Origin of the sequence: Alkalihalobacillus trypoxylicola (assembly GCF_001590785.1) — a bacterium.
Taxonomy (GTDB): domain Bacteria; phylum Bacillota; class Bacilli; order Bacillales; family Bacillaceae_D; genus Alkalihalobacillus; species Alkalihalobacillus trypoxylicola.
Map to the genome: position 1 here is coordinate 317,376 of NZ_LTAO01000023.1, position 25,533 is coordinate 342,908.

At 36.6% G+C, this 25,533-nt stretch carries 20 protein-coding genes; 9 read left to right on the forward strand and 11 right to left on the reverse strand.

What is annotated here, in order from left to right; translation table 11 throughout:
- Positions 1–55: 55 nt before the first annotated feature.
- On the reverse strand, positions 56–2,455 hold the full coding sequence (locus AZF04_RS14085) for a S8 family serine peptidase (RefSeq protein ID WP_061949465.1): 2,400 nt from the start codon (positions 2,453–2,455) through the stop codon (positions 56–58).
- A gap of 914 nt (positions 2,456–3,369) precedes the next feature.
- Here AZF04_RS14085 and AZF04_RS14090 point away from each other — a divergent pair.
- Entirely contained in the window at positions 3,370–4,974 is a 1,605-nt protein-coding gene (locus AZF04_RS14090; protein WP_061949274.1) for a glycoside hydrolase family 43 protein, read from the forward strand.
- A 359-nt stretch (positions 4,975–5,333) separates the two neighbouring features.
- Here the strand turns inward: AZF04_RS14090 and AZF04_RS14095 are convergent, their stop codons facing one another.
- Positions 5,334–6,059 carry a YqcI/YcgG family protein gene (locus tag AZF04_RS14095; protein ID WP_061949275.1) on the reverse strand — a complete coding sequence of 242 codons (726 nt, stop codon included), beginning with the start codon at positions 6,057–6,059 and terminating at the stop codon, positions 5,334–5,336.
- Between the two features lie 131 nt (positions 6,060–6,190).
- Between AZF04_RS14095 and AZF04_RS14100 the strand changes: the two genes are divergently transcribed.
- Positions 6,191–6,817 carry a LysE family translocator gene (locus AZF04_RS14100; RefSeq protein ID WP_061949276.1) on the forward strand — a complete coding sequence of 209 codons (627 nt, stop codon included), beginning with the start codon at positions 6,191–6,193 and terminating at the stop codon, positions 6,815–6,817.
- Between the two features lie 343 nt (positions 6,818–7,160).
- On the opposite strand, the gene AZF04_RS14105 is transcribed toward AZF04_RS14100, so the two are convergent.
- From AZF04_RS14105 to AZF04_RS14120, 4 genes are all read right to left on the reverse strand, one after another.
- Entirely contained in the window at positions 7,161–7,988 is an 828-nt protein-coding gene (locus tag AZF04_RS14105) for a MetQ/NlpA family ABC transporter substrate-binding protein (protein ID WP_061949277.1), read from the reverse strand.
- Positions 7,989–8,007: 19 nt separating this feature from the next.
- Positions 8,008–8,670, reverse strand: a complete 663-nt coding sequence (locus tag AZF04_RS14110; RefSeq protein WP_061949278.1) for a methionine ABC transporter permease — start codon at positions 8,668–8,670, stop codon at positions 8,008–8,010.
- Complete coding sequence (locus tag AZF04_RS14115) at positions 8,663–9,409, reverse strand: methionine ABC transporter ATP-binding protein (protein ID WP_061949279.1); 747 nt, start codon at positions 9,407–9,409, stop codon at positions 8,663–8,665. Before AZF04_RS14115 ends, AZF04_RS14110 begins: the two co-directional genes overlap by 8 nt.
- Before the next feature lie 144 nt (positions 9,410–9,553).
- On the reverse strand, positions 9,554–10,771 hold the full coding sequence (locus AZF04_RS14120; RefSeq protein WP_061949280.1) for a NupC/NupG family nucleoside CNT transporter: 1,218 nt from the start codon (positions 10,769–10,771) through the stop codon (positions 9,554–9,556).
- 236 nt (positions 10,772–11,007) lie between these two features.
- Here AZF04_RS14120 and AZF04_RS14125 point away from each other — a divergent pair, with 236 nt between their 5' ends.
- The 7 genes from AZF04_RS14125 (at position 11,008) to nspC (ending at position 19,587) form a co-directional block, all read left to right on the forward strand.
- The gene (locus AZF04_RS14125) at positions 11,008–11,646 is read left to right on the forward strand and encodes a TetR/AcrR family transcriptional regulator (RefSeq protein WP_061949281.1); all 639 of its coding nucleotides are present in this window, start codon (positions 11,008–11,010) and stop codon (positions 11,644–11,646) included.
- A 43-nt stretch (positions 11,647–11,689) separates the two neighbouring features.
- Positions 11,690–12,607, forward strand: coding sequence for an ABC transporter ATP-binding protein (locus tag AZF04_RS14130; protein WP_061949282.1), 918 nt, complete (start codon positions 11,690–11,692; stop codon positions 12,605–12,607).
- 4 nt (positions 12,608–12,611) lie between these two features.
- Complete coding sequence (locus AZF04_RS14135; protein ID WP_045478581.1) at positions 12,612–13,448, forward strand: ABC transporter permease; 837 nt, start codon at positions 12,612–12,614, stop codon at positions 13,446–13,448.
- Positions 13,449–13,470: 22 nt separating this feature from the next.
- A complete protein-coding gene (locus tag AZF04_RS14140; RefSeq protein WP_061949283.1) occupies positions 13,471–15,807 on the forward strand; it encodes an FtsX-like permease family protein in 2,337 nt (778 codons plus the stop codon).
- Between the two features lie 9 nt (positions 15,808–15,816).
- Positions 15,817–16,578 carry an ABC transporter ATP-binding protein gene (locus tag AZF04_RS14145; protein ID WP_061949284.1) on the forward strand — a complete coding sequence of 254 codons (762 nt, stop codon included), beginning with the start codon at positions 15,817–15,819 and terminating at the stop codon, positions 16,576–16,578.
- Between the two features lie 641 nt (positions 16,579–17,219).
- Positions 17,220–18,458: a saccharopine dehydrogenase family protein gene (locus tag AZF04_RS14150; protein WP_061949285.1), complete on the forward strand. Its 1,239-nt coding sequence runs from the start codon at positions 17,220–17,222 to the stop codon at positions 18,456–18,458.
- 1 nt (position 18,459) lies between these two features.
- Positions 18,460–19,587 (forward strand): carboxynorspermidine decarboxylase, encoded by a 1,128-nt coding sequence (gene nspC, locus AZF04_RS14155; RefSeq protein WP_061949286.1) that lies wholly within the window; start codon positions 18,460–18,462, stop codon positions 19,585–19,587.
- A gap of 93 nt (positions 19,588–19,680) precedes the next feature.
- On the opposite strand, the gene AZF04_RS14160 is transcribed toward nspC, so the two are convergent.
- The 5 genes from AZF04_RS14160 to AZF04_RS14180 all read right to left on the reverse strand — a co-directional run bounded on the left by AZF04_RS14160 (position 19,681) and on the right by AZF04_RS14180 (position 25,517).
- Entirely contained in the window at positions 19,681–21,189 is a 1,509-nt protein-coding gene (locus AZF04_RS14160) for a malate:quinone oxidoreductase (RefSeq protein WP_045478595.1), read from the reverse strand.
- Positions 21,190–21,519: 330 nt separating this feature from the next.
- On the reverse strand, positions 21,520–22,350 hold the full coding sequence (locus AZF04_RS14165; RefSeq protein ID WP_061949287.1) for an energy-coupling factor transporter transmembrane component T family protein: 831 nt from the start codon (positions 22,348–22,350) through the stop codon (positions 21,520–21,522).
- A complete protein-coding gene (locus tag AZF04_RS14170; protein WP_082795381.1) occupies positions 22,341–24,053 on the reverse strand; it encodes an ABC transporter ATP-binding protein in 1,713 nt (570 codons plus the stop codon). The genes AZF04_RS14165 and AZF04_RS14170 overlap by 10 nt, the downstream gene beginning before the upstream one ends.
- 20 nt (positions 24,054–24,073) lie before the next feature.
- Positions 24,074–24,631, reverse strand: a complete 558-nt coding sequence (locus AZF04_RS14175) for an ECF-type riboflavin transporter substrate-binding protein (protein WP_061949288.1) — start codon at positions 24,629–24,631, stop codon at positions 24,074–24,076.
- A gap of 31 nt (positions 24,632–24,662) precedes the next feature.
- Positions 24,663–25,517, reverse strand: coding sequence for an SAM hydrolase/SAM-dependent halogenase family protein (locus tag AZF04_RS14180; RefSeq protein WP_061949289.1), 855 nt, complete (start codon positions 25,515–25,517; stop codon positions 24,663–24,665).
- Positions 25,518–25,533 lie beyond the last annotated feature (16 nt).

A 25,533-nucleotide genomic window follows, 5' to 3' on the forward strand; every position in this document is an offset into this window, starting at 1 on the left:
TTGGAGATTTTCTATGAAAGACTATTATTTGTTATGAGATAACTAAATACAACTCTTACCTTAATTGAACATTCATTCCTGCTAAATCTGATTTCCCTTCTTTTGTTGCATAGATATAAATATTATAATATCCTGCTTCTAACCTCTCGCCATTAACGGTTCGATCCCATTCGTAAATCGGATTGTACCCTGAGCTTACATCCGTAAGATGAGCGATGTCACCGATATATTCTAATGGTTCCTGCCCTGCATTAGAATGATAGATAAATATATCTACAATCTCTGCTCCTCCCGGTAATGAGCCACCAATTTCATAAACATCAAGTCCAAGTTGAGTCAAAAATGGATTAGCAACTCGAGGGTAATCTGGCTCCTTCACAAATAATATCGTTGGAACCTCAACTGTTTCATTCCCACCTGATATCGTAATCGTGCCTTCATAATATCCAGGATCTAATTTACTGGCATCGACTTGAACATTCATATTAACCTTCTGAGATTTACCAGGATTAACACGTAAATTATTACTTGTCATCACTTTAATTGCTTTACCACCATTTTCAATTTCAACATCAAAATTATAAGCAATTCTCTCCGATGATAAGTTACGAATCGTAAAGTGCTGTCTCTCAACCTGCTTTCCTTTTTCCTTTAAAAATGTTCCAAAAGAATGACTACCTGGAGTGACCAGTGTATTCGTTTCAAGCGAATTTACGATGCGAATACTACCTGCACCTTGTGTATTATGTGGGTATCTACTATTTGTATCAGGGTTCACTAATGTTTCTGCTGTATTCATTAAAGCTGCTTTTACTCTCTCTACACTCCAGTCAGGATTATCCTGCAAAATAAGCGCAGCTGCACCTGCAGCATGTGGCGATGCCATACTTGTACCCTGCATCGCAGCATAGCCATGTGGGTTTTCTGGATTATGAGTTGGGACCGTACTTCTTATATTAACACCTGGTGCTGAAACATCAGGCTTAATCATCCACGTATCCGTTACAGGACCACGTGATGAGAAGTCTGCCATTGTTTCTCCAACTGTAGAATCATATTCTAGCTGGAAGGTAATTTCATTTAGCCCATTTTCAAGTTCCTCTAACAAATTGGCTCCATCTTCTGCCGTTATTCGGAATGTAGGAATATCCGTACCTGGAACCATAACAATCTCACCTGCTGCATTATTATACATAACCGCAGCAACGGCGCCAGCATCTTTAGCCGCTGTTGCTTTATCTACAAAGGCAATTCCAGCTCCACGACTTATTAAAGCTACTTTACCTTCTACATCTTTTCCGTCAAATTCCTCTGGTGCCCCGAACCCTACATCTACAAATTCATAAGTCTCGCCATCTAATTCTAGTAATTCATCATCACTTGGAGAACCCATTACTTTTGCAGAAGGGTATGAAAAATCTCCTAAAGTATCAAATTCAACATGATAAAGATTATAAGGAAGCTGTGTTGCACCAACAGACAGAGCTTCTCTTGAGGTACCTGGAGAACCTACTGTCCAGTTATTCGGCCCACTATTTCCGTTCGATGTAACAGCAACAACACCTTCAGACATTGCCCAATCCAATGCTATACTTGTTGCAAAATCTGGGTTATTAAGAGAGTTTCCTAACGATAGGTTCATAATATCAGCACCATCTAGAACAGATCGTTCAATAGCAGCTATGACATTATCAGAGCTTCCAGAGCCCCCTGGCCCTAAAACACGGTAAGCAAGTAAGGTTGCATCTGGTGCTACACCTTTTATTAATCCATTCGCTGCAACCGTCCCAGCAACATGGGTACCGTGATTCGTTTCATCTCCTCTAGGATCGTTTGGAGGAGTTTCTTGCGGGTCATCGTCATTATCTACAAAGTCCCATCCTTTATAATCTCCAAAAGCTCCTTCTAAATCAGGGTGTGTATAATCTACACCCGTATCAATAATGGCAACCGTAACACCTTCCCCTGTTAATCCGGTCTCCCATACGAGGTCTGCACCAATATGAGGGGCACTTTCATTCATAAGGGGAGAATAGGCATCTTCTGCAATAAACTCCGGTTCACCGACCGTCGTTGTCGTGTATGTAATATTAGGATAGACAGCCTTAATTCCAGGTACATTTAGTAAGACTGGAACTTCCTCGGCCTTTAATTCCATCGAAAATCCAGAGAATACATGTTCAAATTCATGTAGAAATTGAGCATCATCTATAACATCAGAAATATCGGTTTGAACTTGTTGTCTGGCATTAGATAGATTACTTTGGGTTTGAACTTCTCCTTCTGACTTCGCTTCTATAACTGACGGCTCGGTCAGCTCGACGATAACGGAAGTAATCTCATTCGTGGTAACATCAATTTCACCAATCAAGTCGGCTAAAGGATCAGCATTTGTCGTTTGAAGTGTTCCCTCTGCCCCTACACCATTAGAAAATGGAAAAAAAGAAAAAAACATAAGAAAAGCAATTAACCAAACAGATGTGAATGATTTTCTTAACACAACATCAAACTCCTTTTATTTAAATTTATTTCATAATAGAAAAGTGAGTGAATTTCATAATTGCTCTATTAACGAATAAAACCGAACGTTTCTTAATATAATATTTTTTTAACGTTTGCGAATTAACTTCTTGATTGAAACGGTAGGTAGTGACTCCCAAAGGATCAGCGCAGTCTGAAAATCCACTCTGGCAAGCTCTGCGTAGTCAGAGTTAGCTGAAGACAAGCCCTTGGGAAAGCATCTACCTAAAGTGAAAATCAAAAACCTAATCGTTCAGTTTTCATTATAAGATATGAATTATGAAATTGATTCAAGTATAAATCTATTAAAAAATAGTGAAATGAAAGAGAATACGCAAAACGTTAGAATGTTTAAACTATTCTAATAAATCGTATCCTCTTAATCTAATTCAATAAAAGTAGAAAATTACCTTGAATCGATCGTCTTATTTATTTTTAGTTAATTTTAAGTCTAAAAATATAAACTCTAAAAAAATGCTTCGTAACACTAAAAAGATCTATATCAAAAGTCATAAATCTTTATAATACTTTTTGTTTTATCACATTTTGATTCAAGCACTGTAAATACACGAATTTAAATGAGAAATAGTTGCCGTCTATAAGATGTAAAAATATTAAGCAAAAGAAAAGAAAAAGTTTACAAAATCCCCTAAAACAATGTTTGTTTACTAAACAAACTAAGTGTATAATGTAATTAGCAAGCGTTTACATTTTAATTATTAAAATCAATGTATACGTTTTTAATGAAACTAAGTTTTATCTTTAAATGAAGTTTATATAAGTGAATTGAACACATCACTTATTAGCTTCTTTAAAATACTTTTAAAAATAATGAAAGGTGGAAATATGATGTCACTCATTCAAAACCCGATTTTAACTGGCTTTAATCCAGACCCTAGTATTTGTCGTGCAGGAGAAGATTACTATATTGCCGTTTCAACATTTGAATGGTTTCCAGGAGTTGGAATCTATCATTCTAGAGATTTAAAGAATTGGAAGCTTGTTTCACGCCCACTTAATAGAGTTAGTCAATTAGATATGCGCGGAAACCCAAATTCCGGCGGTATATGGGCTCCTGCTCTCTCTTATTCAGATGGTAAGTTTTGGCTCATTTATACAGACGTCAAAGTAGTCAATGGTCAGTGGAAGGATTGCCATAATTATTTAGTCACTTGTGATAGCATTGATGGTGAGTGGTCCGAGCCCATTCACATGAATAGTTCAGGGTTTGATCCTTCTCTATTCCACCATGACGATGGTAAAAAGTACTTTGTCAATATGGTTTGGGATCATCGAATGGGTAATCATAGTTTTTATGGCATCGTATTACAAGAATATGATCACTCAAAAGAAAAACTAGTTGGAAAAAGAGAAGTCATTTTCAAGGGAACTGATATTAAATTAACAGAAGCTCCCCACCTTTATAAAATAGGTGACTATTATTACTTATTAACCGCAGAAGGCGGAACAGAATTTGAACATCAAGCCACCATAGCTCGTTCAAAGGATATTTGGGGACCTTATGAGGTTCATCCTGAAAATCCATTAATTACATCCTACCCTTCTATTCGTAATCCATTGCAAAAAGCAGGGCATGCTTCTATAGTACAAACTCATACAAATGAATGGTTTCTCGTTCACTTAACTGGTCGCCCTTTACCTAGAGAGGGTCAGCCATTAATCTTACCAAGAGGGTACTGTCCACTTGGTCGAGAAACGGCTATACAGAGATTAGAATGGAAAAATGATTGGCCATATGTTGTTGGTGGAAATCAACCGGCATTGGAGATTGAAGGCCCTAATATTGCGGAGCAACCTTGGGAGGAAGAGCCTGTTCTTGATGATTTTAATGACGAAAAATTAAGTCTACATTATCAATCCTTACGAATTCCTTTAGAAAGAAATACCTTGTCATTGACCGACAATCCGGGTCACCTACGTCTTTACGGGAAAGAGTCGTTAACTTCACATTTTACTCAAGCCTATGTAGCTAGAAGATGGCAGCATTTCCGCTTCCAAGCTGAAACAAAGGTGAAATTCAATCCAGAAAGCTTTCAGCAAGCAGCTGGTGTAGTTAATTACTATAATACTGAAAACTGGACAACCTTACAGGTCACATGGAATGAAGAAAAAGGTAGAATTCTTGATATTATGACATGCGATAACGGTAGCTTTGGTCAGCCTTTAAGAGGTCATGAAATCATCGTTCCAGATTCCGTCGAGTATGTCTATATCAGAGTAAATGTAGAAACTCAACATTATCGCTATTCGTATTCATTCGACGGTCAAAACTGGAACCAAATTGAAATAGATTTTGACTCATACAAGCTATCTGATGATTATATTCGTGGAGGTGGTTTTTTCACAGGCGCCTTCGTTGGAATGCAATGTCAGGACTCAACAGGAGAAAGCCTTCACGCTGATTTCGACTATTTTAGCTATGAAGCCAAATAAACGAACTCTAAAGTGCCGGGACTAAGAAACTCCTAAGTATTGATTTAGTCATTTGTTCGATACCCCAAAACACTCCGGTATGGCGGCGCCGAACTAACTTTTTTAAAAGTGAATTTAGGCATGTCCACTTCATCCCACTGGAGTAAATGTGTCTTGCGTCCGCTAAAAGAACGTATTCTCAGAGGCAATACAGCAAGGCCCTTCTTCTTATAATAAGCAGGAAGGGCTTGTTCATTATTTATTTCAAGTTTTGAGTGTTTAGCTCACTTTCTCTAAAAAAATAGTGGTAATCGCTTCGAACGATGACCTTCTCCACTAATTTTGGTCTCTTTTTTTGCGAAGTACTTTTCGACCTCGTTTTAATCTTTCTGAACAGCCTTAAAAGGACACCCCCCTTTTATAGGCTCACAATTATCACTTATAAAAAACTGCTTCCATTCATGATGATTCGGATCTCCGTAATGACTAATGTCTGGATGTTTAGGGATTTGATCCCACTTCTCTACACGCTCTCTGACTGCTTGGCGCGATTGAATACCCCCTAAATCTGTTCCTTCTAAGCCTTCAAAAATGATTCTTGGTTGAAACCCAATTACCATACTTTGCCCTAAGTCTCTTGTTTTTCTTTGTTTATAGGCTGGTGCATTCGCAAAAGCAAAAATAGACTGTTCATCAAAGCAAAAGCTCCATAAGTAATGGTTCGGATCACTCGGCGTGTGTAATGGCCATCTTTTTTTATCTTGGATATTTAAATATTGCATAACATCCCAAAAGTATTGACGATAATACTCTAAACTTTGTTCTTTTTCTTCTGGCTCTACAAATACAAAAAGCCCTCTTCTTACTAAAGGTCTCTCCTGAGTCAACAGCAAAAATTGCCTCAAGGTTCGTGGCAGCTCACTCCAATCAGCATGTGGCAAAAAGGAATATCGTAGCTCTCCCATCTTTTCAGCTCTTCTCCCAAAAAAACAAGGAAAATCATTCTTTATCACTACTTGTTTGAACTCGTCATAGCTTTTAAAGAACCAGCTCGGTAATGCCCTTTCTTTCATACTTTGTTGATCCAATAATAAGCTTTGCTTCAATCGATTCACCTCTCTCATCACATTATATGAGAGGCTATTAATCTATAGACGACATAATTGAGATAAAAGTGTCTCTCTGTTCTAATTTTGTCCTAAAGAGCATGTACTATTTAATAAGGGGGTATGTGAACATGGACCACTTTTTATCATCTATTATTCTAGGAATTAGTCTAGCTGCTCCAGTTGGTCCCGTTTGCATTGAGCTCGTTCGCAGAGGAATTAATGGTGGGTTTTTTAATGGTTTATCCGTTGGGCTTGGTGCAATGTCTGCCGATTTTATTTTTATGATTTTTATCTTTTTAGGTTTACACCAATTTTTACAGCAAGTATATGTTCAGTTTTTTATGTATGGAATTGGGGCCATTATCTTACTCTATTTAGCACTTCAATCCTTTTTAAATAATCAACAATTGACGACATTGTCAACTCCCTTATCTCATCAACACTCTAAGCTTCGTTACTCTTATGGGGCCGGTCTATTCATTGCCTTATTAAACCCTATTAATATTCTTTTTTGGTTTGCTATTTACGGCTCTATCCTATCGGAACAAATCCATCAACCGCTAACGATCCTTTTCGGAAGTAGCCTATCTATATTTATAGGTATATTCATTTGGAATCTTAACCTTGCCTTCCTAGCACATTTCTTAAGCCACATTATGAAGCCTTCTTACTTCCGTTATATGAACATTTGTGCAGCCGTTATTTTAACTTATTTTTCTGTTCATTTTTTTATCAAAGCTTTTTTACTTATTTAATTGAATCAATTTCATCATACATATCTTATAATGAAAATCGAACGATTTGGTTTTTGATTTTCACTTTAGGTAGATGCTTTCCCAAGGGCTTGTCTTCAGCTAACTCTGACTACGCAGAGCTTCGTCATAGTGGATCTTCAGACTGCGCTCATCCTTTGGGAGTCACTACCTACCGTTACAATCAAGAAGTAAATTAAAAACGTTTAAAACTTATTTTATAAGAAACGTTCGGTTTTATTCGTTTATAAAGCAATAATGAAATTCACTCAATTGTTTGATGACTTAAAAAATCGTAAAAAAAACAATTCTTCTGTCCTCATTGAACGGAAGAATTGCTTATTTACTAAAATGCTGGAATCGCTGTTTCATCATAATTTACTTCTAAAAACTCACGTACAGCTTCACTTGTCATAGCTTCAGCTAGCTTCTGAACGGCTGCTGAATCCGCATTATCCTCTCTTGCTACTAAAGTAATGGCAAACTCATTGTCTGTACCTTCTGTTAGTAATGCATCACTTTTGGGTGTAAGACCTAACGGAGAAGCATAGGCTGGTGTCATGACAACGGCTTCTGCATCATCATACATTCTTGAAAGCATCAATAAATCAACCTCTTCAAAATTATAATTTTTAGGATTATCGATTATATCTGCTTGTGTATAGTACTTCTCTTCTGTTTCAGCTAATGTGATGATTTCATGCTGAGCTAATAGTGCTAATGAGCGATCAATATTAGAAATATCATTCGCAATCGCAATCGTTGACCCTTCAGGCAAGTCTTCCATTGAATCGTAATCTTTAGCATACACGCCATAATTGGCAAAGTATATTGGAACGATAGGTGTTAGCTCTGCATTCTGGTTTTCATTGAAGTCCTCCATATAAGGGACATGTTGAAAAAAGTTGGCATCGACCTCATTTGCTGCTAGTGCAGCATTAGGTTGAACATTATCACCTAATACGACGATTTCTAAATCAATTCCTTCTTCTTCTAACATGGGTTTTACAAGTTCTAAAATCTCCGTCATCGGTGGAATTAACGAAGCCACTTTTAATGTTTCCTCAGCTTGTTCACTTTCGCCATCCGTTACTTGTTCCTGTAAATCCTCATCCTCTTGTCCGCACCCTGCTAACACAAGGAAGGATATAATCAAGATTAATAATTTCTTCATGTTGATTCCCTCCGAATCTTTATCGTTTATCAATGATTCTTGCTATTGTTGTTCCAGTAAATTGAATCAGTTGTACAAGTATAACCATAATAACAATCATATACATCATTAATTCTGTTTCGAATCGTTGGTAGCCATAGCGGATAGCAAAGTCTCCTATTCCCCCACCACCAACTACTCCCATAATCGTTGAATAGGAGATGAAGCTTATAATAGATGTCGTTAATCCAAGAACAAGTCCTGAACGAGCGTCAACATAGAGAAACTTGAAAATAATTTCTCTCACTGATGCTCCCATTGAGATCGCTGCTTCCATCACCCCTTTAGGTACATCTAATAATGATTGTTCTACTAAACGTGAATAATGAGCAATAGCAATAATCGATAATGGAACCGTTGCAGCTGCCGTTCCAATTGCGGTTCCAATCACCAACCTTGTAAATGGGATTAAAAAAACGACCAATAACAAAAAAGGGAAAGAGCGAATAATATTCACTATTAAATTTAGAGCAGAAAATACAAATCGATTTTCTAAAATCTGCCCTTTTCTACAAAGGTATAGTATTGTCCCAACAGGAAGTCCCAACAATACGGCAGCCAATATAGACACAGCGACCATCACAAAGGTTTCTCCGATGGCCCCCAAAATTTGAGCTTCATATTGAATTAAAATTTCAGGCATGACTGCTCTCATCCTTCTTCAGCTGTTTAACAAAATATTGTGGACTGTTATCGATCTGTGGGATACCGACAGGCTGTTGTTCTACCGTCTCATATATTTTTCCATCAGCCATTACTGCGACACGGTTACATACACTTTTAATCACATCCATCTCATGGCTAACAATCACAATCGTCACACCAAGTGTTTGATTGATATTTTTTAAAACGGTCAAAATCTCTGCTGTCGTATTCGGATCTAGCGAGGATGTCGGTTCATCGCATAACAATACTTGTGGATTATTTGCCAACGCCCTAGCAATCGCCACTCGCTGTTTTTGTCCTCCACTCAGTTGCGCAGGATATTTCCCCTTAAATCTTTCAAGACCAACAAAATGAAGACATTCCTCAACTCGAGCTTTTCTCTTGTTTTTAGGGAATCTAGCCAATTCTAAAGAAACAAACACATTTTCATATACGGTTTTATTGGCAACTAAGTGAAAATGCTGAAAAATCATTCCAATCGATTGTCGTACTTGTCGGAGTCCTTTGCTGTTAAGACTCGTTAATTCTTGATTTGTTACCTCTATCTTTCCTTCGTCTGGAACCTCCAATAAGTTCATCATTCGCAGTAAAGTTGATTTGCCAGCTCCACTTGCTCCTATAATTCCAAATACTTCACCTTTATGTATATTCAGTGATACTGATTGGACGGCGACCTCTTTTGAATAGCTTTTACTCACTTGCTTCAATCGAATCATAATAAACCCATCCCCCATTTTAAAAGGACAATCATAACGTCACTCATTATAGCTTAACCCAAATCTGATGTCACTTACGAAAACCTAAAAAAATAAACCGGCGCGAAGTTCATATCTCTTCACGACGGTCCTCATTGATTTATTTTAAAAAAACATACCTGCAATTGAAGCACTCAACAGAGACACTAGCATACCCGCTGCCACTGCTCTTAAACCTATTTTAGCAATTTCACTTCGACGGCTTGGAGCTAGTCCACCTAGACCTCCTAATAAAATAGCCATTGAGCTGAAGTTAGCAAAGCCGCAAAGAGCAAAACTTACAACCAACACGGTCTTATCTGACAGAATATCAATTTGTGGTGCAAATGCCGAATAGGCAACAAATTCATTTAAAACAAGCTTCTGACCGATAAAGCTTCCTGCTGTAACGGCTTCTTCCCAAGGTACACCAACAGCAAAGGCAATAGGTGCAAAAACGAAACCTAAAATTCCTTCCAGGGTAATGCCACCGAAGCCAAACACTCCGCCAATTCCACCTAATATTCCATTAACTAAAGCAATTAAGGCAATAAACGCTAATAACATTGCCCCCACATTTAATGCAAGCTTCAGACCATCTGCAGCCCCTTTTGCTGCTGCATCAATCACATTCACAGCTTTTTCGTCTTCTTCAACCTCTACTTCTTTTTCAGTAGTAGTTGGCTCTTCCGTTTCTGGTAGCATAATTTTGGCCATTACTAATCCACCAGGAGCAGCCATAAAACACGCAGCCAACAAATATTCAAGTGGGACACCTAATAATGAATACCCTACCAATACAGATCCGGCTACGGATGCTAGCCCTCCTGTCATAACGGCAAATAGCTCTGAAATAGTCAAATTCTTTAAGTATGGTTTAATAACTAAAGGGGCTTCTGTTTGACCAACAAAAATATTTGCAGCTGCAGACATTGATTCTGTTTGACTGGTTCCTAATAATTTCGAAAGACCCCCACCAATAATTTTAATAAACCACTGCATAATTCCAAGATGATATAAAACAGAGATTAAAGCCGAAAAGAAAATGATAACGGTTAAAACTTGAAACGCAAAAATCATCCCAAATTGATCGGGCTCACCTAAAGGACCGAACAAAAAGGTTGCTCCCTCTTGAGAGAAATTGATAATATCTTGTATCCTCATCGTTACCCAATTTAATGCCGCTCTTCCCAAATCCCATTCTAAAACGATGAACGCAAAAGTGATTTGGATAGCTAGTCCAACTAATATCGTTCTAAAATTAAGAGATTTTTTCTTTGTAGAAAATAGAAACGCTAATCCTAAAACAACAATGATTCCAAACAAACCCCAAATGATATTCATTTCCTCACCTCTACTTGTGCATATAGACTCTAAGTTAGCATTCCCTTTCTGCTCCAAAGTCAATCATTTACTCGCTTTTGTCAAGGTATTGGCCAATATTCGTACCAAAAACAAACCATAATTCCTAGATTTTAAGGCAGGATTCGAAATTAATCATTGACGAAAAAAATAAATAATGATACATTCATTAAAACGGACCGACGGTCGGTCTAGTTATTTTTTGGAGGAATTATGTGATGAGGATAACTAAGGATTCTGATAATAGAAAAAAAGAGATTATGGATGCTGCCGAGCTTCTTTTTGTCACGAAAGGCTATACCCAAACAACCGTTAACAATATTTTGCAAGAGGTAGGAATTGCAAAAGGAACATTCTATCACCATTTTCAGTCGAAGGAAGAAGTTATGGATGCGATTGTCAATAGGTTTATCAAACAGGCGGTTGATTCAGCTCAAAATATTGCTAACACCCATGACTTAAGTGCACCAGAAAAACTCCTTTATATTTTTATGCCTAATCAAGAAAATCAGCATAAAAAAGAAGTGGCAGAGCAATTCCATACAGTTAACAACGCTGAAATGCATCAAAAAAGCATTGTAGAAACCATCATGCAGCTAACGCCCATTATTACGACCATTATTGAGCAAGGAAATAAGGAAGGTCATTTTTCTACCCCTTTCCCTAAGGAAACTGTAGAATTTTTACTCGTTTCCTCACAATTTTTATTCGATGAAGGCATTTTTGAATGGACACCAGAGGAGCAGATGAATAAGGCAATTGCCTTTTCTCATATTATTGAAACCACTCTTGGTGCAAAAAAAGGAACATTTGATTTTATCAAAGACGTCTTAACTGGCTCGACAGAAAATGATTAAAAACAACTGGGTTTGATTGTATGGCATAAAAGGAGGGATAAGGATGAACTCAATTATTAAGGTTGAAAATCTCGTAAAAAAATATAGAGATTTCATCGCAGTTGACCACGTTACCTTCGAAATAGAAGAAGGAAGCATTTTTGCTTTTCTCGGACCGAATGGTGCGGGAAAAAGCACGACCATTCATACGCTATGTACGATTTTGGATAAGACCTCTGGAACAATCCTTATTCAAGGGAAGGATGTGAGTAAACAGAAGGAGGAAATTCGTCAATTGATAGGGGTTGTTTTTCAAGATTCTACGCTTGACCCCAAAATGACCGTTGAAGAAAACTTAAAAATGCATGGTCATTTTTACGATGTACCACAAAAAGAAATGAGTAAACGGATTGATATGACCCTTGAGCTAGTTGATTTAATTGGTCGAAAAAAAAGCCCCATCCAAAGCCTATCTGGTGGAATGAAGCGTCGGGTTGAAATAGCGAGAAGCTTATTACACGAACCAAAAATTCTTTTCCTAGATGAGCCCACAACTGGTCTCGATCCACAAACCCGCTCAAAAATTTGGAGCTATCTAACCGACCTTCAAAAGAAAAAAAAGCTGACGATTTTCTTTACAACCCATTATATTGAAGAAGCTGAAATCAGCCATAAAGTTGCCATTATGGATAACGGAAGAATTATTGCCTTTGATAGCCCAAAATCGTTAAAAAAACAATATACAAAGGACCAAATATACTTAACAACCATGCAACAGAATAGCTTAGAACGACAATTAAAGCTTCAAGAAATACCTTATCGGAAACTTTCAAATGGTTACTACAAAATAGAGTTTGAGCCGATAAAAGGGTTTCTTAAATGGCTTCAAGAACATTCTAATTTATATAAAGATTTGGAAATTAGAAAAGGAACATTAAATGATGTTTTCTTAGAGATTACTGGGAGAGAAATGAGGGGGTAGAGAAATGAGAGTCGTTATCGCTTTATGGATGAGGAATATTAAGTTATTTTTCCGTAATAAATTACAGCTTATTTTAATTCTTATTATGCCATTTTTCTATTTATATTTATTAAGTACTTTATTTGAAAGTGCCCATATAGCTGAACCCTTTCCTTATGTCTTAACAGGAATCGTTATGATCGTCGTCTTTCAAACTTCTTTAAATATTGCCTTCTCAACCATTGATGATATCGCCTCAGGCTATATGAAAGAGATATTAGTAAGTCCTGTCAAAAGAGTATATATTGCATTAGGTCAAATGCTCGCATCAACTACTGTAGCAACGCTTCAGGGTACTATTATTCTAGTTATTGGCTTTTTGTTCGGAATTCAGTACTCATCTTTTCTGACACCGATTTTGCTATTCCTCTTTCTCATTACAATGGGTTTGACTTTCTCTGCATTCGCATTATTTATAGCGGCTTCTATTAAGAGTGCCCAAACTTTTCAATTAACCTCAATGCTCATAACCGTTCCGATGACTTTCCTTTGCGGGGTATACATACCCATTAGTTTGCTTCCAGGGGGGTTACAGCTTTTAGCACTTTTCAATCCTATGACATATGCCACCTCCTTTTTCAGAATTTTGAGTCAAGAAAAGCTGTTTTACCCTATCGAACAATTACTAAATGAGCAGCTCGCTTACAAAATTAATGAAATAATCGTTACTCCACAATTGAGCCTCATCGTTTTAGTTACCTTCGGGACTGTATTTTCCCTCTTATCCACTATGACTTTTTCACATGTGGATTTTTCAAAGATATATCGGCTGAAGGAAAAAAAGGATGTGTTTCAACAATAAAAGGAGGGGAGGTAATATTCTCATGTGGATAAAACTAATCAAAAATGACCTTAAAAGAAAGAAGATCATTCATATAACCTTATTCATTTTCCTAGTATTATCAGCTTTCTGCATTTCAAATGGCGCAACTATGCTAGTTAAATTATCTCATTCCATTGAAGAATTGTTTGCCAAAGCTGAAGCACCTCACTTTGTACAAATGCATGCAGGTGATATCGATCAAGCTCAAATTGATTCATGGTCTTCCTCTAGCCCATTGGTCAATCTCCAGCAAACGGTAGCAATGATTAATATAGATGGAACCAATTTATCTTTGGCAAAAAAACAAAATCCTGAAAACAATAGTGTCATGGATATAAGCTTCGTTAAGCAAAATGAAAAGATGGATTTTCTTCTAGATGAAAAACATAATCTATTAACGATCTCAAATGGAGAAATAGGTGTTCCTCTATATTATAAATATCGTGATGATTTAAAAATAGGTGACAAGGTATACGTTCAAGAAGAACATTTTTCAATGGAATTTACTATTTCAGCCTTTGTTCAAGATGCTTTAATGAACCCTTCCCTCGTTCACTCTAAAAGGTTTTTAATTAATGAGTTAGACTTTAATGCTTTATACCCTCACGGAGAAATCGAGTACTTAATACAATTTCAACTAGCCGATAAGAAACAATTAACAGATTTTAGCCTACATTATCAAACAGCAGCATTACCGAATAGCGGCCCAGCCATAGATAGCCAAACATTCATGATTCTACATGCACTATCTGACGGAATTGCTGCCTCTGTAATTATTTTATTAAGTTTTTTATTAGTCAGTATTGCCATACTGTGCCTACGCTTAACTATATTCGCCACCATTGAAGAAGATTTTCAGGAAATTGGCGTCATGAAAGCTATCGGTATTCCTCCTTCTTATATCAAAAGGATATTTCTGTCTAAATATATCTTTCTTGCTGCTTTTTCATGCTTATTGGGTTATCTTATTTCTCTCTCTTTAAGTCCTTTTCTTTATACTAAGATGGCTATATTAACCGATGCACCATCAAATCAAATCATCGATATCATCATCCCATTGCTTGCTAGCAGCTTCCTTTTTCTGTTAGTCGTTTCATTTTGTCATTTATCTTTTAATCGCTTTCGAAAAATTAGTGCAACTGAAGCATTAAGAGAGGGTAGCTTAGCTACGAAAACACAGAAAAATAACTGGATTTCTTTAAGGAAAAACCGATTTTTACCAGTAAACTCCTTTCTTGGTATTCAAGATGTTATGATTCGTTTTAAAACCTTTATCCTCTTACTAGGTGTATATATTATTTGCTCGTTTTTAATGGTTGTTCCTTTAAATTTTTTAACGACTATAGAATCTCCAACCTTCATCTCTTATATGGGTATTGGTGATAGTGATATAAGAATTGATCTACAGAATGTTAGAGAAAGCGATCAGCGATTTAATGAAGTGTTGAACTATATAAAAAATGACCCTGCCATTTTAGCATTTAGCCCCCTCATTACCTCTAGATTTCAGGTACTTGACCAAGATGGAAAATGGGGACAAATGCAAGTGGAAACAGGTAACTTAGAGGCTTTTCCTCTCGTTTACCTTGAAGGTCGAGCACCAGCAAAAAACAATGAAATTGCTCTTTCTTATATAAATAGCTCAGAGTTAGATAAAACGGTAGGAGAACAGCTCTTTATTAAAAGAGGCCCATCTGATGATGAAAAACAAGTTACTATAAGTGGGATTTATCAGGATATTACGAATGGAGGCCGCACCGCCAAAGCTGTTTTTGAAGAAAACTCAGAAAATATTCTTTGGTATGTAATAAGTGCCGATATTCATTCAGACTACTCTATTCCAGAAAAAATAGCTGAATACTCTTCTCGTTTTTCACCGGCTAAAGTAACACATTTAGAGAGTTATTTAACACAGACTCTCGGTCAAACAATCAATCAAGTGAAATTAATAACGATTATTTCATATATAACAGGGTTATTTGTTTCAATGCTCATCACCATTTTATTTATAAAGATGCTTCTAGCAAAGGATTTCTCACAAATTAATATCATGAGAAGAATGGGTTTTTCTATTAAGGATATTCAGATTCAGTTCCTCTCTAGAGTCAGTTTTATTATGTTAGCAAGTGTTCTTTTAGGTACGTTACTTTCTAACACATTAGGTCCTCTTGTAATCAATACGATTTGGGGAACATTGGGAGCGTCACAAATAGAATTTGTTATAAATCCCATTTACGCTTATCTCTTAAGCCCTCTTTTCTTAATTGTATCTGTTATGTTCACCACCATGCTCAGCATGTCATCTTTAAAAAATCACCACTTAATGAATGGAAAGTGAGGCAAGATTATGAAAACGATTATCGAAGCGACCAATTTAAGTAAACATTACGGAATGAAAGAAAGGCAATTAGCCTTGAATACTATTAATTTAAAGATAGAAACAGGCGAATTCGTCTCCGTAATGGGGCCATCAGGATCAGGTAAAACAACTTTACTTCACCATTTAAGTGGGATGGAAAAAATCATGAAAGGAAGTGTTAAAATAAACGGGAAAGAGCTATCGACACTTTCTGAAAAGAGACTAGCAGAATTACGACTTCATCAATTAGGCTTTGTTTTTCAACATATCCATCTATTAAAAAATTTAAATCTGTTTGATAATATCCTCTTACCTGCTTATTTAGCTAAAAAGGAAAGTAAAAAACAAATCCATCTCCAAGCACTCGAACTTATGGAAAAAACAGGGATTTCCAAACTAGCTAACCATAATATTACGGAAGCCTCTGGCGGGCAGCTTCAGCGTGTTGCCATTTGTCGAGCTCTCATTAATTCTCCCACTATTTTATTTGGCGACGAACCGACAGGGGCCTTAAACTCTGCCGCAGCTGAAAATATTATGGATATTTTTACAATGATTAATGAAGAAGATACTACCATCGTACTCGTTACACATGACAGTAAAGTAGCAGCTAAAACAGAAAGAGTCCTTTTTATGTTAGATGGAAAAATAGTAGCTGAAAAATATCTTGGAAAATACTCAAGAGGGTCGGGGCATTTAAAGGAACGAGAGGAAGCATTAACCAAATGGCTGAAAACAATAGGCTTTTAAACTTTCCTTTTGCTTTTTCATTTCATATACCTAACGGCTTACCACACATTTCCAACATTACCCTTATTTTTCGTTTTATTTTTTTTGACTTGCTGATTGCTATTTTAAGGATATGCTGATAATATAGAATTGGCTGAATTGGAAAGTTAGTATTCAAAAGTTTTGAGTATTTCCAAGCAGATAATTTTTTGACCACTTCCTTAGAAAGTTAAGGCCATACGGACAGCCGGGTCAAATGCCGATTGGCAACATATCGTTGCCTTATTGATTGAGTTAAAAGCTCAAATTTTATAAGTTGGTTACTTTACAACCAGTGCATATGCATACAACTTGTGAAACGGTCAATAAGAGTGGCAAAATAATTATTTGCTATAAAGACTCTGATCCTAAATGATATATTTTGAATATGAAAAGCTTCCTACTTTGTTTAAGATTTTATTGTAGATGTATATTTAAAGGTTTATAATCTAAATATACTTATGCTTTTTTTGGAATGAATATATTTTAAGCAAGTGTTGCGCGCATACTATGCGTATTGCACTTGCTTTTTTATGTCCAAAGTATAAGAGAGGCTTTGGAAACTTGTAGTTAGTAGGTTTATTCTCTCTAAACCTAATATATAAAGATAGGAGATAGGTAAAATGGGAAAAGCACTTATCATCGGTTGTGGCGGCGTTGCATCTGTTGCCATCCATAAATGTGTTCAGAATCATGAAGTATTTGAAGAAATTTGTATTGCTAGTCGAACGAAATCTAAATGTGATGACCTTAAAGCGAAGCTTGATGGTGGTCCTACCAAAATAACAACTGCACAGGTAGATGCAGACAATGTAGATGAATTAATTGCTTTAATACAAGAAGTAAAACCAGATATTGTGATGAATCTCGCTCTTCCATATCAAGATTTAACGATTATGGATGCATGCCTAGCAACTAAAACGCATTACTTAGATACAGCGAACTATGAGCCGGAGGATACGGCAAAATTTGAATACAAATGGCAATGGGAATATCAAGAAAGATTTAAGGAAGCAGGGATTACAGCCCTTTTAGGAAGCGGCTTTGACCCTGGAGTAACGGGTGTCTTTTCGGCTCATGCTTTAAAGCATCATTTTGATGAAATTGAGTATATTGATATTTTGGATTGTAATGCCGGAGACCATGGCTATCCATTTGCAACAAACTTCAACCCAGAAATTAATATTCGTGAAGTTTCAGCTAACGGTAGATATTGGGAAGAAGGTCAATGGATTGAAACAAAGCCTATGGAGATTAAGCGTGTTTATGATTTTCCAGAAGTAGGCGAAAAGGATATGTACTTACTTTATCATGAGGAGCTTGAATCTCTAGCTAAAAACATTCCAGGTCTAAAACGAATTCGATTCTTTATGACCTTTGGAGAGAGTTACCTTACTCATTTAAAATGTTTAGAAAATGTAGGGATGACTTCCATTGAGCCAATTGAATTTGAAGGAAAAGAAATCGTTCCTCTACAATTCTTAAAAGCCGTTTTACCTGATCCAGCTTCACTTGGACCTCGTACAAAGGGTAAAACAAATATTGGTTGTATTTTTAAAGGTAAAAAAGATGGCAAAGAAAAAACCTATTACGTTTATAATGTTTGCGATCACGAAGCTTGCTATAAAGAGGTTGGTTCACAAGCTGTTTCCTACACGACCGGTGTTCCAGCTATGATCGGTGCGATGCTTGTTATGACAGGAAAATGGAATAAACCAGGAGTTTATAATGTTGAAGAGTTCGATCCAGATCCATTCATGGATGCTCTAAACAAATGGGGATTACCTTGGAAAGAAGATTTAAATCCAGAAATGGTTGACCCTGAAACTAGTAAAGAAAAAGAATCGGAGTACGCTCGTTAAAATGAAATTTGAAGAATTACCGACACCCACTTATGTAGTAGATGAAGGATTAGTCGAGAAAAACCTAAACCTATTAAAAGGTGTTATGGATCGAACCGGCTGCAAAATCATTTTAGCTCAGAAGGCATTTTCTATGTTTCATATGTACCCGCTTATTCGTGAGTATTTAAGCGGAACGACAGCGAGTGGATTATTTGAAGCTAAGCTGGGCTTCGAAGAGATGGGTAAAGAAAATCACGTGTATGCTCCAGCTTATCGTGATGACGAAATGGATGAAATCGTCGAAATTTGCGACCACATCATTTTCAACTCTTTTTCACAGCTCATGAAGTACAAAGAAAAGGTACTTCAAGCAGGGAAAAAAATAGGCCTGCGTATTAACCCTGAGTGCTCCACTCAAGAAGGGCATGCTATATATGACCCTTGCTCACCTGGCTCCCGCTTTGGTGTAAAAAGTGAGCAGTTTCAACCTGAATGGCTAGAAGGGGTTACAGGTCTTCATTTTCATACTTTATGTCAGCAAAATGCTGATGATTTAGCTACTACTTTAGATGCTGTTGTGCAAAAGTTTGGTGAGTGGCTACCTCAAATGGAATGGATTAATTTTGGTGGTGGTCATCATATTACAAGAGAAGATTATGATCTCGATTTGTTAGAGAGCTCTATTAAAAGAATGCAGAATGAATATAACCTTGAGGTATATTTAGAACCTGGCGAAGCCGTTGCTCTCAATGCTGGCTATTTAATTACAACCGTACTTGATACCACTCATAACGGGATAGATATTGCCATACTTGATACTTCAGCATCTTGTCACATGCCTGATGTGTTAGAAATGCCGTACCGTCCCCCTTTGTTTCATTCCGGTGAAGCTGGGGAAAAGCCTTATTTATACCGCCTTGGAGGACAAACTTGTATGGCTGGTGATGTCATAGGAGATTATTCCTTTGATCAGCCACTAAAATTGGGGGATCGCTTAGTTTTTGGTGATATGGCTATCTACTCTATGGTTAAAAACACGACATTTAACGGAATGGCTCTTCCTTCTATTAGTATTAAAAAGAAAAATGGTGACTGCGAAATTGTTCGTGAATTTGGTTATCAGGACTTTAAAATGAGATTAAGCTAGCAAAAAAACGCCTTTGAGATTCATTTCTCAAAGGCGTTTTGGCTAAGGTCTGAAAGCTGTTTAGACAGCTTTTTTCTCATTATTTCTTTGGATTTAAATATATGCTAGTTTTTGTACTTTTTTTTTGCTTAGTTCAAGCGTTTGACTAGTATGAGCATGAACCTCTCTTAAAAGCTCCTCATCATTCATTAAAGATTGTCCATATGAAGGAATCATTTCTTTAATCTTTGGTGACCACTCATCTATATGCTGAGGGAAACATTTCTCTAATACCTCTAACATTACTTGAACAGCTGTTGAAGCTCCAGGAGAAGCACCTAACAATGCAGCAACTGAACCATCGGCTGAGCTTACTACCTCTGTCCCAAATTGTAGAGTACCTTTCCCAGCAGGTGTATCCTTAATAACTTGAACCCGTTGTCCTGCCACTATTATTTCCCAATCTTCCATTTTGGCATCTGGAATAAATTCGCGTAATTCTTCCATTCTTTTTTCATTAGACAATAATACTTGCTGAATTAAGTACTTTGTGAGCGACAGTTCTTTTACACCAGCAGCCAGCATAGTCAAAACGTTTCCTAAGTTTACCGAACGAATTAAATCCATGTTTGAACCCGTTTTTAAAAACTTTGGAGAGAAGCCTGCAAATGGACCAAATAATAATGATTTCTTATTTTGAATATACCTTGTATCAATATGTGGGACGGACATCGGTGGCGCACCGACCTTTGCTTTTCCATATACCTTTGCATGATGCTTTTCAACAATTTCCGGATTATTACACACCATAAATAGACCACTAACAGGGAAGCCACCAATTTGCTTAGATTCTGGAATTCCGGTTTTTTGTAGCAGATGTATACTTCCGCCACCGCCACCAATAAAGACAAATTTTGCAGTGTGGACATCCGTTTGTCCTGAATTTATATTTTGTACCTTTACTTGCCATGAACCATCATTAGCTTTTTTCAAATCCTTAACCGCATGTTGATAATGAACTTGAACACCTTCCTCTTCAAGATGATCAAATAGCATTCTCGTAAGAGCACCAAAATTCACATCTGTACCTGAGTCAATCTTAGTAGCTGCAACAGGTTCATCTAGAGAGCGCCCCTCCATCATAACGGGTATCCACTCTTTTAATGTTTCAGGATCGCTTGAAAATTCCATACCTTCGAAAAGAGGATTTTGCGATAACGCTTCCAATCGCCTTTTTAAAAAATCAACATTATTTGCCCCTTTTACAAAGCTCATATGTGGAATCGGCATAATAAAATCCTGAGGATTTCGGATTAAATTATTTTGTACAAGATAAGACCAAAATTGTAACGAAACTTGAAACTGCTCGTTCACTTTTATAGCTTTTGTAATATCTATTGAACCATCTGGTTTTTCAGATGTATAATTTAACTCACAAAGAGCTGCATGACCCGTTCCTGCATTATTCCACTCATTTGAACTTTCCTCACCTGGGCTTGATAGCTTCTCAAAAACCTTAATATTCCAATCCGGCGCTAGCTCTTTTAATAAAGACCCTAGTGTTGCACTCATGACTCCTGCACCAATTAAAATAATATCTGATTGATTTCGATCGTTACTCATGCTAACCTTCCTTTTTCCCTAATTTACAAAAAAAAATAATAGGTTCATTGTATCATCTATCATGTATGTGTATTCAGAGTTCGTTTAACATGACACCTTTAATCTCTACTATGTCATCATACTCTTATGTGTAAAGAATATCTACCATTTAATAATTGTATTATCTGATAATTATAAACTATTTAAGAGATATAAAAAAGTGAAAATGTTTCCACAGGATAAGAAACCATAAAAAAAGCACAAAAAACGAGTCCGAAGATGAACTCAGACTCGCTTTATAATTTTATTATTCTCCTTTATAAAAAAAGAAATGGCGACAAGCTCTTATTATTAAATAAACGGATTATAAAAACGACTACCATCATAAAAAGTAATCAAAATGGTGAGAATAAATAGCAGAATAAATGCTATGATGGTCAGGTAATCACTTTTTTTAAAGGGGCGTAAGCTATACCAGGTTCTTTTTTTATTTTTTCCAAAACCACGTAGCTCCATCGCATGACTAATCGTGTCTATCTTTTCTAGACTAGATAAAATTAAGGGGATGATAATCGTTGCTGCATTCTTAATCCTCTTTGGCCACTTTTCATTACTCGACATATCTAATCCTCGCGCCTGTTGAGATTGCGCTATATTTCTAAAATCTCTTTGTACATCCGGAATATAACGGAGCGCTAATGCTACACTATAAGATATTCGGTAGCTTATGCCCATTTTATTCATGGATGCCGCAAACTCACTCGGATTGGTAGTCACAATAAATAAGAGAGCCACTGGAATAACGGTTAAATATTTCAAAGTAATGTTCACTTGATAAAAGATTTGCTCCAGTGTCAAATTGTAGCGTCCAAAAAGTTCAAACAAAACCGTATTACTCTCGTAGATGGCCACTCCCTCTTGGGGGGAGAATAAATAAATCGCAATATTATTTAGTAAAAGGAATATTAAGATAAAAATTAAGATAAACGACACTTCTTTTACCTTTACTTTAGATAAAATAAATATATAAATTCCTAATACAAACAGAAAAGCTAAAATTCTAGTATCATACGTAAGCATGGCAGCTGTTGACCATAAAATAAAACATAGAAGCTTTGTGACACCTGTAAGCTGATGAATCGGAGACTTTCTTTCAATATAAGATAACATCTCTACAGCCATTTTTTTCTGACCTCCCTATCATAGGAAATAAAAGAATCGACAAAATGCTGTGGATTTTTTATTTCAGCTCTTTTAGCCAGTTCAAATAAGGAGGTCTCTTTTAAATTAGCTCTTTGTATTATAGTAGGTTCTGTTAAGATAAAGGATGATGCATGGTCACCTATCTTTTTACCCTCTTCAATAACGATTGCTCTAGGTGTATATTCTAGCATCAAATGCATATCGTGAGTAATAATTAAAATCGTTTGTCCTTTTTCATTTAATTCTACTAAAAACTCCATAATATCTGTATAATGCTTCAAATCCTGGCCAGCAGTGGGCTCGTCTAAAATAAGGATGTCTGGCTCTAAGACCAATATCGACGCTATTGTTACTCTTTTTTTCTGACCAAAACTTAAAGCTGAAATGGGCCAATTACGATAAGGATAAAGACCGCAAACTTTCAGCGTTTTTTCTACTCGCTCTTTAATTTCTGACTCTTCTATTCCTCTGTTTTTTAAACCTAAAGCAATTTCGTCAAAAATCATATTTTTTGAAATCATATGATTTGGATTTTGCATGACCATCCCAATCTGCAAAGAACGTTTCTTAATAGAATCGTTTGTAATTTCTTGCCCTGACAAAAGAATCCGTCCTTCATTGACCTTTTCGAACCCACAGATTAGTTTCGTTAATGTTGATTTGCCTGCCCCATTTCGTCCTACAATACTAATCATTTCCCCCTTATCTACCGAAAAGGAAATGTTATCAATGACCGGCCTACCATTTTTATAAGTAAAACAGAGATTTTCTACTTCTAAAACGGGCTCTGCTTCCTTCTTCTCCAACTGAAACGTCATCTTTTTATACCAATCATGTAGTTGCTTTTTACATGATTGAACATCAAAATCGGTCAGTGAAGCAGGCCGCATATTTTCTGTAATCTGGCAACCAGCATATTTAACCGCTTTTAGGTAAAGTGGCTCTCGTATATTACTTTTCTCTAAAATAGAGGTAGTTAGAAGAGTGTCAGGCGAAGCATCTGCTACAATTCGACCATCAGACACCACAATAATGCGATCTACCTCACAATGAAGAACATCCTCCAAACGGTGTTCAATCATAACAATGGTTGTATTAGTTTCTTTATGAATACGGTCAATGAGCTCTATTGCATGCTTACCCGTTGCTGGATCTAAATTCGCTAGTGGTTCATCAAATAGTAATATGTCTACCTGATCAACCATTACTCCACCTAATGAAACCTTTTGTTTTTGACCACCTGAAAGCTCATGAATGGAAGAACGGAGATGCCCATCCATTTCTACCATTTTTGCGACTTCATGAACGATTTCGATCATTTCCTTTTGTTCAGTCCCATCATTCTCTAAAGCAAAAGCAATGTCTTCTCCTACTGTTAGCCCTATAAACTGTCCGTCAGGGTCCTGCAAAACAGTTCCTACCATTTTAGATAGAGTAAAAATATCTAATTCCTTTGCGTCTTTCCCTAATACTTTAAGGCTTCCAGTCACTTCACCTTTGTACGAAAAAGGAACAAGTCCATTTATACACTGACCAATTGTACTTTTTCCAGAGCCTGACGGACCAACTATTAACACTTTCTCACCCTCATATATAGTGATGTTAATTTCATGGAGAGTCGGCTCTACTTGACTATTATATTTAAAGCTAAATTGATTAAATTCAATGACTGGTTTTTTCATGATTATCTCCTATTACACTATTACAGTTCCTTTTGAAGACTGTTATCCTGCTTTCGTGTTTTCGCATACGCTAGCAATAATATCGTTCCAATCACCCCAACCGTAATAATGTTCGATATTCCAGCTACAAAACCTTGGGTAAAGACCTTGTTAGCAGGCTCAGCGTATATGAGTATATCAAGGGTGGGGGCAATAAGAAACCAACCAATCCCTTGCGCAATGATTTGAACAATATTAAAACGAATGACTTTACTTGTATTAAATATACCAGATTCGATACTAAAGAACTTAGCCAATAGTCCAATTAAAAAGCCGACAAACATCGATACAGCGACCCAGCTCCACCAAATAGAACCATAAGTAATCGCATCATTAAGGGCATGACCAATAAGGCCGATTAAGGCTCCAGCAATAGGACCAAACACAACCGCCATAAGCGCTAGAAATGCATAGGCCGTTTGGATAGAGGTATTCGGCACAGGTGATGGGATTGCAACGAATTTAGCTAAAATGATAAATACAGCTGCTCCAATACCTATAGCGACAATCGTTTTAATAGAAAGTAAATTTTTAAACATTTTAACCACTCCTTCTTATTTTTTGAGCTTTTTAAAATCCAGCTTTCGGAATCTTCCGAATATAAATTCTCCAATTTACACCTGTTTCAATATGATACGCTTTAGCAAAAGAACCTTGGTTAAGGGCTACACCTATTTTATCAAGCGAATTAACATAAAGTAATGGCTCTCCCAGATGACTATCTGCAAAAGAACGACCATAAGTCATAATATTTCTATATACTTGGCGAGTATTATTTTCAATTAACACCTCAAAGGAATCTCCATATTTAATATCTAATTCTTTAAAAAGCTCTCTATTTATATTAGTCCATAAATTCCCAAAACGAATATCAAGTATATCAATAGTCCCAATTACCTTATCTTCTTCTAATTTAGCTTCCACTACAGTTAATTCGACTATTGATTCAACATCGACTTTAGGACCGACTTCTTCAAATGATATGACTCCTGTTGAAAGCCTTGCCCCAGTAAATGCATAAACATCTCTTCCATGAAACGTGTAGGATTCACCAGATTGGGGTAGTCGGTTTACTTTTTCATCTATTAATCTTACCTCGACAATTCCTAGCTGCTTTTTAATTTGCGTCAAAGTTCCATTATCGGGGGTTACAATATACTGATTTGTTGCTGTCTTCGCTACAACACTTCGTCTTTCAGAGCCAACTCCAGGATCAACCACTGAAACAAAAACCGTTCCTTCCGGCCAATAAGACACCGTTTGGTAGAGGCGATACGCTCCATCCCAAATATTGTACTGTGGAATGTCGTGGGTTAAATCAAATATTCTTATCGTGGGGTCAACGGACAATGCTACACCATACATCGCACTTACCGCCCCATCACTTATTCCAAAATCAGATTGTAAAACTAAAAATTTGCTCATTCTTTATTCCTCCATT

Coding starts and splice junctions, on each gene's coding strand:
- AZF04_RS14170 (WP_082795381.1), bottom strand. CDS start 24,053: ATGAAAAAACCAGTCATTGAATTTAATCAATTTAGCTTTAAATATAAT.
- AZF04_RS14180 (WP_061949289.1), bottom strand. CDS start 25,517: ATGAGCAAATTTTTAGTTTTACAATCTGATTTTGGAATAAGTGATGGG.
- AZF04_RS14145 (WP_061949284.1), top strand. CDS start 15,817: ATGAAAACGATTATCGAAGCGACCAATTTAAGTAAACATTACGGAATG.
- AZF04_RS14085 (WP_061949465.1), bottom strand. CDS start 2,455: ATGTTTTTTTCTTTTTTTCCATTTTCTAATGGTGTAGGGGCAGAGGGA.
- AZF04_RS14140 (WP_061949283.1), top strand. CDS start 13,471: ATGTGGATAAAACTAATCAAAAATGACCTTAAAAGAAAGAAGATCATT.
- AZF04_RS14150 (WP_061949285.1), top strand. CDS start 17,220: ATGGGAAAAGCACTTATCATCGGTTGTGGCGGCGTTGCATCTGTTGCC.
- AZF04_RS14160 (WP_045478595.1), bottom strand. CDS start 21,189: ATGAGTAACGATCGAAATCAATCAGATATTATTTTAATTGGTGCAGGA.
- AZF04_RS14100 (WP_061949276.1), top strand. CDS start 6,191: ATGGACCACTTTTTATCATCTATTATTCTAGGAATTAGTCTAGCTGCT.
- AZF04_RS14165 (WP_061949287.1), bottom strand. CDS start 22,350: ATGGCTGTAGAGATGTTATCTTATATTGAAAGAAAGTCTCCGATTCAT.
- AZF04_RS14125 (WP_061949281.1), top strand. CDS start 11,008: ATGAGGATAACTAAGGATTCTGATAATAGAAAAAAAGAGATTATGGAT.
- AZF04_RS14105 (WP_061949277.1), bottom strand. CDS start 7,988: ATGAAGAAATTATTAATCTTGATTATATCCTTCCTTGTGTTAGCAGGG.
- AZF04_RS14130 (WP_061949282.1), top strand. CDS start 11,690: ATGAACTCAATTATTAAGGTTGAAAATCTCGTAAAAAAATATAGAGAT.
- AZF04_RS14110 (WP_061949278.1), bottom strand. CDS start 8,670: ATGCCTGAAATTTTAATTCAATATGAAGCTCAAATTTTGGGGGCCATC.
- AZF04_RS14115 (WP_061949279.1), bottom strand. CDS start 9,409: ATGATTCGATTGAAGCAAGTGAGTAAAAGCTATTCAAAAGAGGTCGCC.
- nspC (WP_061949286.1), top strand. CDS start 18,460: ATGAAATTTGAAGAATTACCGACACCCACTTATGTAGTAGATGAAGGA.
- AZF04_RS14090 (WP_061949274.1), top strand. CDS start 3,370: ATGTCACTCATTCAAAACCCGATTTTAACTGGCTTTAATCCAGACCCT.
- AZF04_RS14175 (WP_061949288.1), bottom strand. CDS start 24,631: ATGTTTAAAAATTTACTTTCTATTAAAACGATTGTCGCTATAGGTATT.
- AZF04_RS14135 (WP_045478581.1), top strand. CDS start 12,612: ATGAGAGTCGTTATCGCTTTATGGATGAGGAATATTAAGTTATTTTTC.
- AZF04_RS14120 (WP_061949280.1), bottom strand. CDS start 10,771: ATGAATATCATTTGGGGTTTGTTTGGAATCATTGTTGTTTTAGGATTA.